The 10,157-nt window shown below is 36.4% G+C and carries 13 protein-coding genes; 5 read left to right on the top strand and 8 right to left on the bottom strand.

Features of this window, described 5'->3' with window-relative positions; all coding sequences use genetic code 11:
- Window positions 1-89 precede the first annotated feature (89 nt).
- From AM305_RS00505 to cysB, 8 genes are all read right to left on the bottom strand, one after another.
- Entirely contained in the window at window positions 90-1,235 is a 1,146-nt protein-coding gene (locus AM305_RS00505) for an N-acetylmuramoyl-L-alanine amidase (protein WP_005822010.1), read from the bottom strand.
- A gap of 46 nt (window positions 1,236-1,281) precedes the next feature.
- Window positions 1,282-1,758, bottom strand: a complete 477-nt coding sequence (tsaE, locus tag AM305_RS00510; RefSeq protein WP_035293510.1) for a tRNA (adenosine(37)-N6)-threonylcarbamoyltransferase complex ATPase subunit type 1 TsaE — start codon at window positions 1,756-1,758, stop codon at window positions 1,282-1,284.
- 3 nt (window positions 1,759-1,761) lie between these two features.
- A complete protein-coding gene (gene orn / locus AM305_RS00515; RefSeq protein WP_005818932.1) occupies window positions 1,762-2,307 on the bottom strand; it encodes an oligoribonuclease in 546 nt (181 codons plus the stop codon).
- The gene (gene coaD / locus AM305_RS00520; protein WP_005822014.1) at window positions 2,307-2,798 is read right to left on the bottom strand and encodes a pantetheine-phosphate adenylyltransferase; all 492 of its coding nucleotides are present in this window, start codon (window positions 2,796-2,798) and stop codon (window positions 2,307-2,309) included. Before coaD ends, orn begins: the two co-directional genes overlap by 1 nt.
- Window positions 2,788-4,080: a lipid IV(A) 3-deoxy-D-manno-octulosonic acid transferase gene (gene waaA / locus AM305_RS00525; protein ID WP_005822016.1), complete on the bottom strand. Its 1,293-nt coding sequence runs from the start codon at window positions 4,078-4,080 to the stop codon at window positions 2,788-2,790. The genes coaD and waaA overlap by 11 nt, the downstream gene beginning before the upstream one ends.
- A gap of 1 nt (window position 4,081) precedes the next feature.
- The gene (locus AM305_RS00530; RefSeq protein WP_005822017.1) at window positions 4,082-5,326 is read right to left on the bottom strand and encodes an O-antigen ligase family protein; all 1,245 of its coding nucleotides are present in this window, start codon (window positions 5,324-5,326) and stop codon (window positions 4,082-4,084) included.
- A gap of 130 nt (window positions 5,327-5,456) precedes the next feature.
- Window positions 5,457-6,101 carry a hypothetical protein gene (locus tag AM305_RS00535; protein ID WP_005822019.1) on the bottom strand — a complete coding sequence of 215 codons (645 nt, stop codon included), beginning with the start codon at window positions 6,099-6,101 and terminating at the stop codon, window positions 5,457-5,459.
- Between the two features lie 8 nt (window positions 6,102-6,109).
- Window positions 6,110-7,093 (bottom strand): HTH-type transcriptional regulator CysB, encoded by a 984-nt coding sequence (cysB, locus tag AM305_RS00540; RefSeq protein WP_005822021.1) that lies wholly within the window; start codon window positions 7,091-7,093, stop codon window positions 6,110-6,112.
- A gap of 169 nt (window positions 7,094-7,262) precedes the next feature.
- Here cysB and rsgA point away from each other — a divergent pair, with 169 nt between their 5' ends.
- The 5 genes from rsgA to AM305_RS12135 all read left to right on the top strand — a co-directional run.
- Window positions 7,263-8,300 carry a small ribosomal subunit biogenesis GTPase RsgA gene (gene rsgA, locus AM305_RS00545; protein ID WP_005822023.1) on the top strand — a complete coding sequence of 346 codons (1,038 nt, stop codon included), beginning with the start codon at window positions 7,263-7,265 and terminating at the stop codon, window positions 8,298-8,300.
- Window positions 8,297-8,887, top strand: a complete 591-nt coding sequence (rnhB, locus tag AM305_RS00550; protein WP_005822025.1) for a ribonuclease HII — start codon at window positions 8,297-8,299, stop codon at window positions 8,885-8,887. The genes rsgA and rnhB overlap by 4 nt, the downstream gene beginning before the upstream one ends.
- A gap of 25 nt (window positions 8,888-8,912) precedes the next feature.
- On the top strand, window positions 8,913-9,275 hold the full coding sequence (gene hinT, locus AM305_RS00555; protein ID WP_005821160.1) for a purine nucleoside phosphoramidase: 363 nt from the start codon (window positions 8,913-8,915) through the stop codon (window positions 9,273-9,275).
- Complete coding sequence (locus AM305_RS00560) at window positions 9,275-9,637, top strand: YcfL family putative periplasmic lipoprotein (RefSeq protein ID WP_005822027.1); 363 nt, start codon at window positions 9,275-9,277, stop codon at window positions 9,635-9,637. The genes hinT and AM305_RS00560 overlap by 1 nt, the downstream gene beginning before the upstream one ends.
- Window positions 9,638-9,844: 207 nt before the next feature.
- The coding region (locus tag AM305_RS12135) for a DUF945 family protein (RefSeq protein ID WP_113680024.1) at window positions 9,845-10,157 on the top strand (313 nt) is incomplete at its 3' end.

The following is a 10,157-nucleotide window of genomic DNA, read 5'->3' on the forward strand; positions in this document are numbered from 1 at the left end:
TTAGCAACCATTTTGTCTACTATGCCAATTTATTCTATGTAATGGATGAGGTAATTAAAGCTTTCTCTATATGTTAGATTTTAAAACCTCTACTGTATTTTTAGTTTTTTCCCAACAATAATTTGATTATTTTTGATATTGTTTAATTGGCTCAATTTTTCTGGTGTCGTGCCATATGTTCGTGCAATTGAGTAAAGCGTTTCATCTTGTTGCACGATATGATAACCGGTATTTGATTTTTGAGGTTGCTTACGTTCGCTTTTTTCCTCTTTTTTTACCGCTGTTTTTTTGTTCGATTTACGCTCAATATCTTTCGCATTTTCAGCTTTTGTTGATTTTTTCTCTTTAGCAGAGACTTCTTTTACAGGCTTTTTAAATTCATCTTTTGATGTATCTTCTTTTTTATCTTTGTCTTTTTTACTCCCTTTAACTTCTTTCACTTTTACATTTGAAGTACGTGATTCCGAGATATTTACATGACTATTTCGATATGCAACCAAACCGTTATAAATCGCTTTGGCTAATTGCTTACGATAAGACGCTGTTGCTAATTTTTTCTCCTCTATCGGGTTAGAAAGAAAGCCCGTCTCAACTAAAATTGAAGTAATATCAGGAGAACGTAACACACTTAAACTTGCATGTTGTGGCGCAGATTTTGCAAGAGTTGTCATATTTGCCATACGAGCTAAGACAGTTTTACCTAATTCATATCCTGCTCGTTGTGAATGTGAGAATTGCAGATCTAATACTGTTTGATTTAAGTAACGTTCATTATTATTTGATAAAATACGTCCGGCACCACCTAAGAGTTCTGATTGTTTTTCACTCTCCTCTAACCATTTACCCATTTCATCACTGGCTCTTTGGTTAGAGAGAACCCAAACAGAAGCCCCTTTGATTTCACTTGAAATCGGTGAAGAATCTGCATGAATAGATACCAAATAATTCGCTTTATTCTTACGAGCTATTTCTGTTCGCTCAGGTAATTGAATAAAAACATCATTATTACGAGTCATAACCGCCTTAAAATTGGGATCTGCATCAAGAAGAGCTTTTAACTCTTTTGAAATGGAAAGTGTAACTTCTTTTTCTTTAATGCCAAGTTTTTTCCCAATAGCCCCAGGATCTTTGCCACCATGTCCAGCATCAATAACAACAACGGTTCGTGCTTGCCCCAGCGAGCTCAACATAAGTCCAAATAAACTCACTAAAAAATAACGTATGACTTTTTTCATTCTATTCCTATATTTTTACTCTAAGATAAGCGGTCTAATTATTCTTTTATTTTGCCAAGCTATATTTAATTTGTAGTCCAATATCATTTTGAGGTAATACTTTAAGGTTTCTTCCAAGATTTGCATATTCGAGTTCAAGAACAAGATCTGCCTCAGGAATCATTCCCTGTCCTTTACTTGGCCATTCCAATAAACATAACGTTTGTGGGCGGAAATAATCTTTAATCCCCATAAACTCAAGTTCTTCCGGATCCGCTAAACGATACAAATCAAAATGATAAAGTGTAAAAGGCGATAATTGGTATTCTTCAACCAAAGTATAAGTCGGGCTTTTTACATTTCCTTGATACCCAAAACTTCTCACGATACTTCGTGTTAAAGTCGTTTTCCCAGCCCCTAAATCGCCTTTTAAATAAATCACAACGCCCATATCAGGGTGGTTAATTAACACCTCTTTTACGGCAGTGGCAAGTTGTTGCCCAAATTGCAACATGCTTTCTTCATCTGGAAAATAATATGTCATGGCTTAAAGTTTAATAAAATGTTCACGATAAAATTTTAATTCATTGATGGATTCCCGAATATCATCAAGTGCCAAATGCGTATTACGCTTTTTGAATTGCGTCAAAATTTCAGGTTTCCAACGATTTGCTAACTCTTTTAATGTACTCACATCTAAATGACGATAGTGGAAATAGTCTGCTAAATCCGGCATATATTTGTAAAGAAAACGCTTATCTTGCGGAACGCTATTGCCACAAATCGGTGATGCGCCTTTAGGTACCCAGCGTTTAAGAAAATCGATGGTTTGAAGTTCTGCAGCTCTTTCCGTAAGTTTACTGTTTTTCACACGTTCAATCAGCCCATTTTCGGTATGGGTCTTAACACACCAATCACTCATTTTTGCTAAGAGTTCGTCCGACTGCTTGATCGCTAACACTGGGCCTTCCGCTAAAATATTGAGATCTTTATCGGTGACAATTGTAGCGATTTCAATAATTCTTTCTTTTTCCGGATCTAATCCCGTCATTTCAAGATCAATCCAGATAAGGTTTTGTTTATCTTGAGACATTAGTTTTCCTTATTTGATTTTAATGCCAATGCATTTAACACACATGGCGGAACAAAATGTGAAATATCGCCATGGTGTTTATAAATTTCTCTGACCATTGTCGATGAGATATAACGTAGCTCAACAGAAGGCGGAAAAAAAATCGTTTCCAAATGTTCATGAGCTAATTTGTGATTTAATTGCGCTAACTGAATTTCATATTCTAAATCATCGCTACCGCGAATACCTCGAATTAATGCTTGCGCTTGATGCTCTAAAGCAAAATCTGCAAGTAATCCGCTAAATCCAACCGCTTGCACATTAGATAAATGTAAACAGCTTTCTGAAACTAATGCGGTTCGTTCTTCTAAAGAAAATAGTGGTTGCTTACTTGGGTTTTTGGCAATAGCAACAATCACTTGATCAAAAAGTGAAGCAGCACGCTGAATAATGTCTAAATGCCCTTTCGTAATAGGGTCGAACGTTCCAGCATAAATAACTTTACGACTCATATTTTTTCTCTAAGTAAGGAGCAAGTAAGGCAAGATGGCGTTTAAGTGCACCTTGATTTTCTTTTAATACTTCAAAACCAAATTGAGCAATTTTTTTACCTTCGTTCTCATGTTGTAATAAAAACTCCACAGACTCCACAAGAGCCTCTACAGAGCTATCTATTTCAATGACCCCATTAACTTCTCTTAATTTACTAAAAATTTCAGGGAAATTATAAGTATGTACACCAGAAATGACTGGAAGTTCAAAAGCAATAGGTTCAAGTGGGTTATGTCCACCATGTTTGACTAAACTTCCACCAACAAATGCAATTTTTGATAACCCGTAGAGAATCATCATTTCCCCCATGCTATCTCCCAACAATAGTTGCGTTGAAGGTAAAAAAGGTTCATTGCTTGATCGTTTCACATAGTTCAATCCAGATTTCTTAATCAATTCTTCTACATTCAAAAAGCGCTCAGGGTGGCGAGGAACAATAATCAATACTAAATTAGGATATTTCTCTAATAATTTCTTATGCGCCTCTAAAATCAGTTTTTCCTCGCCTTCATGGGTACTTCCCGCAATCCAAATCGGGCGATAATGAATATTGAGCTGATTTGCGGTCTGAATCACTTGCTTTCGTAATTCATCGTTAATCTCTAAATCAAACTTTAAGTTCCCTGTATTGACTAATTTAGGCTCAGGATAACCTAATGCAAGGTAACGTTTTGCACTCACATCATCTTGAGCCAAGATCATATCAATCTCATTAAGCATGTTTTTTATGCTGGATTTTATCCAGCCATAACGTTTTGCCGAACGAGGCGATAATCTTGCATTTGCAATGACAAAGGGGATCTTATGTAACGCAAATTTACGGATCAGATTTGGCCAAAGTTCCGTTTCAATCACAACCATTAATTTAGGATCAACAAATTGAATAAAGCGCTCTATAGCATCAGGTAAATCATAGGGCAAATAGAAATGTGACACACTATTTCCAAATGCAGCTTTCACTCTATCTGATCCTGTCGGGGTTACCGTTGTCACTGTAATAGGTAAAGAAGGATAAGCATCCTGAATCGCTCGAATAAGTGGCGTGGCTGCAATTACTTCCCCCACTGAAGCCGCATGAATAATAACCCCTTTTTCTTGAGGTTTTACCAGATTATGATAATAGCCATAGCGTTCACAAATGCGAGTACGATATTCTGGTTGTTTTATTCCTTTTTTCCACATCAGTAACAGCACAAAAGGCTGAATTAGATATATTAGAAAAATATAACAATAGCGAAGCATATTATTCCTTAATAAGCGATTGATTTATGGCATTTTTTTGCAAACCGATAAATAAAATAACACTAACAAAATAGAACATTGCGCCAGAAGTATGCGATAAAAATCCTTGACTCAAACAATAGCTCATTGTTAATAAAATATGACTAATCCCCATCACGCCCCATAAATTAGCAAGCGAGCCTGTTGATGTAAGCGATAAGTTTTTTCTAAGAATATTCAGTGGTACAAGAAATATAGCCAGTAACGCAGATAATCCTAATAACCCTCTTGCTGAACCATCGTGTAAGAATTGGTTATGGGCATGATCGAAATTTGCTGCAGATTTCGAAATTCTTTTCTCTTTTAAATGTTGTTGGCGCATTTCCTTAACGCCTTGTAATCCCCAGCCAAAAATTGGTTTTTCTTGCATACCTAATAATGCGCTTTTCCACATATCAAACCGAGCACCTAATGAACTGTTGCCATCATTATGCTCTACGTATATGGTTATATCGCTTTGAGCTTCAGCAATACGACTCTTGATCATATTACTAGTTGCTAAACCGCCAATAACAAAAATCAGTGCAATGCTGATGGTGATCCATTTAGATAAATTCTTACGATTTAACCAAAATATTACGATAAGCACAAAAGGAACGCCAATCCATGCCCCTCTAGCACCAGTCAAAAAACTAGCGATCATTGCAAATAAAGCAGCTATAAGGCTAATCCCTATCATTATTTTGTTACGCTGTGCATAAAAATAAAACAACGCACAAAATGCGAAAACGGCAAGTGACATTACAATATCGCCTGCTTGAATATGCATAAAACGCGGAAAAGGTTTAGCAAGCCCGAGTCCAAAGACTTGAATCAGTGCAACAGCACCTGCAATTAATCCAGCAATCAAAATAGCATAGAGGATCCAAAGATGCTTTAATGTTGTTTGTAAACATATGGCTAAAATCGGTAATGCCAATAATGCTCGACTCGCTAAGTCGAGCTCATTCGTTTTTCCTTTATGGATAATCAACGAGAGCACAAAAAGTAAGAAATAAACAACGAAAGCCCCTACCAACCATTTAGTTTGGCTATCCCATTGTCCATTTTTTTGTTTGATCGAAGGATAAAGTAGCCCTAAACCTGTTAAAGCAAGTAAAATTGGGATCAAGCTATAACTGATTTTAAAATGTAGAATAAGAATAAAAAATAGCCCAATTAAGAGCGATAAAATTATTGATTGATTGGCTTTGATATGGCTTAACATATTGATTTCTCAAGCGGGTAAAAAATGACTTGTTATTATACAGAAATTCTTACTAAATCTGCACCCTAATCAGTAGGTTATTTAGTTCTACGTTTAGGGTACAGATCATTTTATAGAAGGGGGAGATTTACTATTTTACAAAACTATCAAACGTTAATTCATAATTATCACCGTCGCGATTATAAGAAATATAACGAGGGAACTTCTCGCCCTGATATTTCTTCACGGTAATAAATTTATTATCGTTTGTTTTAAATTTATAAGTGATCTCTTGATAGCTTTCTCCACCTGCTTTAACCGTTTTTTGTGATGTTTGTAACTTCACATTCTCTGTTGGATACAATTTTTTCCCGTTTGTTGTTTGGAAACTGTTTGGTAAACGGTCGTAGTAACTAAGCTGGAATGCGGTCGTAAAGAGGTCAAACGTTGGCATTGTCATCGCTTCTTCTTTTAATGGCTCTTTTGCTTTTCCATATTTTACTGTTTTCGAATCAATTTCCGCTAAAGCATAGGTTTTTCCATTACGGCTATCGCGATAACTTAGCATATTAAATTGCCCATTTCGTTCCGTACCTTTTGCTGTAAAAATAATATTATAAAGTGGCACATTAATTTTAGATTGAATTTGATATTGCCCATTGCCATTACTAAATTTAACATACGCTGGCATTAAGTAATTTGAGCTGTATTTGATATTAAAAGTTTCCGCATAAGCGGTTGAAATTAGCGTAGAAATTGCAAATAAAGTCGCTAAGGCTTTTGTCATAAATTTCATTTTGTGTCCTATTTTTCCATTAATTGAGTATGCTCAAACAGGCGTAAAATTGCCGTGTTATCTCGCAATTGCTCTGCTTTTTCCACTTGCATTTTTGTTAAATGCGGAGAGAAAAAGTTAATAAAATCATACATATAGTTACGTAAGAATGTACCTCGTTTGAACGCAATTTGTGTCATGCTGGATTGGAATAGATGGCTAGCGTTAATTGCAACTAAATCACTATCCATTTCAGTATGCGCCATTGATGCCATAATACCCACGCCTAATCCAATACGAACATAAGTTTTAATTACATCTGCATCCGTTGCGGTAAACACGATATTCGGTAAAATGCCAACTTTGTTAAAGGCTTTATCCAAATCAGATTGCCCCGTAAAACCAAAGGTATAGGTAATTAAATCGTACTTACCTAGCTCTTCGACAGTAAGTAAGTGTGGTTGGTTCGCATATTTTGCTAAAGGGTGATCCGGTTTAACAATAACTGAGCGGTTCCACATATAGCACGGTAATAAAATAGCCTCTTCAAATAAGTACTGAGCTTCGGTGGTAATCGCTAAATCCACTTCACCTGCCATTAATGCATCATAAATTTGCGTAGGCGATCCTTGATGAAGATGTAAACTTACGTTAGGGTATTTTGCTTTAAATTGTTCAATCACCTTGGGGAGAACATAACGCGCTTGTGTATTTGGGCTAGCAATGCGTAATACGCCACTATTCGGGCGAGTTTGTTCTTCCGCAACAGCTCGGATGCTTTGTGCTTTGACTAATAATTCTCGAGCAATTGAAATAATTTTTTCCCCTGCCGGCGTAAGCCCTTTAATATGTTTTCCGTTACGTTCAAAAATGTTGATACCAAGTTCACTTTCTAGCAGGCGAACTTGTTTACTGATACCTGGTTGTGATGTGTATAAAGATTCTGCGGCTTCCGTGATATTTAAATTTTGATTTACAATTTCAACAATATAACGAAGTTGTTGTAATTTCATATATTTTCCTTAAAAAGGGGCGTTTGTTATTCCTTTATGGTATAAGAAAAGGGCTAGAAATACTAGTATCGAACAGCGATTTTCGTCCTCTATTCCTAACATATTTCCATTGGCTATTACGTGAAATTTTAGTATCCTTACACACAATTTTATTGATGAGAGAAGCCCTTTGAGCAAACGAAGATTAACCCAAAATCAACAACGCCGTATCCAATCTAACCATCATAAACGTATTTCGAAAAAAGAATTTGAATGGCAAGATGAGATGTTAGGCGAGATTCAACAAGGTGTTGTGGTAACCCGCCACGCTAAGCACGCAGATGTGGAAACAAGTAACGGTGAGGTTTATCGCTGTAATTTACGCCGAACCCTTAAAAACGTTGTTGTGGGCGATAATGTTTCTTGGCGTTTAGGTAGTGAGCAATTACAAGGCATTAGCGGTGTAATTGAGGCTGTTTATCCACGTAAAAATGAGTTAAGCCGCCCGGATTATTATGATGGCATTAAAGTGATGGCATCTAATATCGATCAAATTATTATTGTCTCTGCGGTTCTGCCGACTTTATCGTTGAATATTATTGATCGCTATTTAGTCATTTGTGAAACGGCAAAAATTCCAGCACTCATTGTGTTAAATAAAGTGGATTTACTCTCTGAAGAAGAAAGACAAGCGGTCAAAAAACAGTTAGCGATTTACGAACGTATTGGTTATGAAACCTTGATGTTATCGGCAGATACGGGCGAAAATATGGATCAACTACATCGCTATTTACAGAAAGGAACCTCGATTTTTGTTGGACAATCCGGTGTTGGAAAATCAAGCCTTATTAATCAACTACTACCTGAAGTTAATGCATTAACAGGTGCGGTGAGTGATGTTTCAGGTCTAGGGCAACATACCACCACTGCTTCTCGACTCTATCATTTACCGCTTGGTGGCAATCTGATTGACTCCCCCGGTATTCGTGAGTTTGGATTATGGCATTTAGAGCCTAATCAAATTACGCTAGGTTATCGAGAGTTTCAAACTGTGCTTGGGACTTGCAAATTCCGAGATTGTAAACATGGCTCAGATCCTGGTTGCGCCCTCCGTGAAGCCGTAGAGAAAGGCGAAATCGATCCTATTCGTTTTGAAAATTATCATCGGTTAATTGAAAGTCGCCAAGAAAGTAAAAGCCAACGTCATTTTCGTATGGAGGATCTGTGACAGCATTTATTTACCCTAACGCTAAATTGATTGCCGGAGTTGATGAAGTGGGGCGAGGTCCATTAGTGGGAGCGGTGGTCACCGCAGCGGTTATTCTGGATCCCAATAATCCGATTGAAGGGCTGACTGATTCTAAAAAACTTTCTGAAAAAAAGCGGTTAAAATTAGCGGAAGAAATTAAAGCCAAAGCGCTAAGTTGGTCATTAGGACGAGCTGAGCCAGAGGAAATTGATCAACTCAACATTCTTCATGCTACGATGCTTGCGATGCAACGTGCAGTGGCGGGATTACATATTCAACCAGATTTCGTTCTGGTTGATGGGAATCGCATTCCTACATTAAGCATGCCTGCTCAAGCAGTGGTTAAAGGCGATAGTTTGGTGCAAGAAATTAGCGCAGCCTCTATTCTTGCAAAAGTGGCTCGTGATTTAGAAATGGATGAGTTAGATAAACAATTTCCTGAATATGGTTTTGCCAAACATAAAGGCTATCCAACCAAACTTCATTTTGAAAAATTAACCGAACTCGGTGCAACGCCTTTTCATCGTAAAAGTTTTGCGCCGGTTGCTCGTTGTTTAGCAAAATAATTTTTTATTTTAAGAGGATAACATCATGACAGAAAAACAATATCAAGAAACGATTTTCAGTAAAATCATTCGTAAGGAGATCCCTGCGAATATCGTATATCAAGACGAGCTTGTTACAGCTTTTCGGGATATTTCTCCCCAAGCAGCCGTCCATATTCTAATCATTCCAAATAAATTCATCCCAACAGTAAATCATGTGACAGAAGAAGACGAAAAAACATTAGGGCGTTTATTTACGGTGGCAGCCAAAATCGCAAAAGAAGAAGGTATTGCGGAAGACGGCTATCGTTTGATTATGAATTGTAATGCACACGGCGGCCAAGAAGTTTTCCATATTCATATGCATTTAGTCGGTGGCGAGCCTTTAGGCAAAATGTTGAGTAAATAATGATGTTTAAATGGATACCCTTCGCAATTTTTTCACTTTTTTTGACCGCTTGTGGGAGTAATCCGCAAAGTTACATTACGGGCAAATCAGAACCGATTGTAAACATTGATGCAACTATCAATCCTTACATTGAAGTTGATGCAAAATCTGATTCTCTTTCTGTAAAGAACATAAGCCAACATTCGCTACAAATGGTATATAAGCTCTTTTGGTATGATAAGTTAGGCGTATCGCAATCTAACGATATCGAAGAGCCAGGAAAAAACTGGCAATCGCTTAGGTTAAATACGCAAGAGAAGCAGATTATTTCACTGATAAAGCCAACGGAAGAAAGTGAGAATTATCGGGTTTATGTGAAGTAAGTATGGTTATAGATGATTTATTCATCAAATGCTTAAAAAATATTATGTAATCGATTGCTATAATATATTTTATCTATACAAAGTGTGAAAGTTAATAAAAAACGAGATCTAATTAATATCAATGATATAACAACATCAAATACAGGTATCATTAAAAATGATTGTTTAGAAAGTGATGGCAAGATTGCACTAAATTTAGATGGTTAAATTAATGGACAATCTTTTAATTTAGGTAAAGTTACTTTTACTTCAACAAGTAGTTTTGATGCTAAAGCGGTAAATAATATTTATAACTATGTTAATCTTGGTTTAATGGAGCAATTTAAACTGTATAACTCTAGTCTCGATGATACAAAACTCCAGAAATTAGCATTAGATTTATTAAGTCATGGTATTACGTATAAAATTACAGAGCTCTCTTTAGAAAATAGCAAAGGAAAAAGCAAGATCTCTTCTACCATTGATTTAGATAAAGTAAATCTGTCAGATTTACTCAGATTACTGACAAACCTTTTTATTT

The sequence above is a fragment of the Actinobacillus minor NM305 genome (genome assembly GCF_000175195.1).
Taxonomy (GTDB): Bacteria; Pseudomonadota; Gammaproteobacteria; order Enterobacterales; family Pasteurellaceae; genus Haemophilus_A; species Haemophilus_A minor.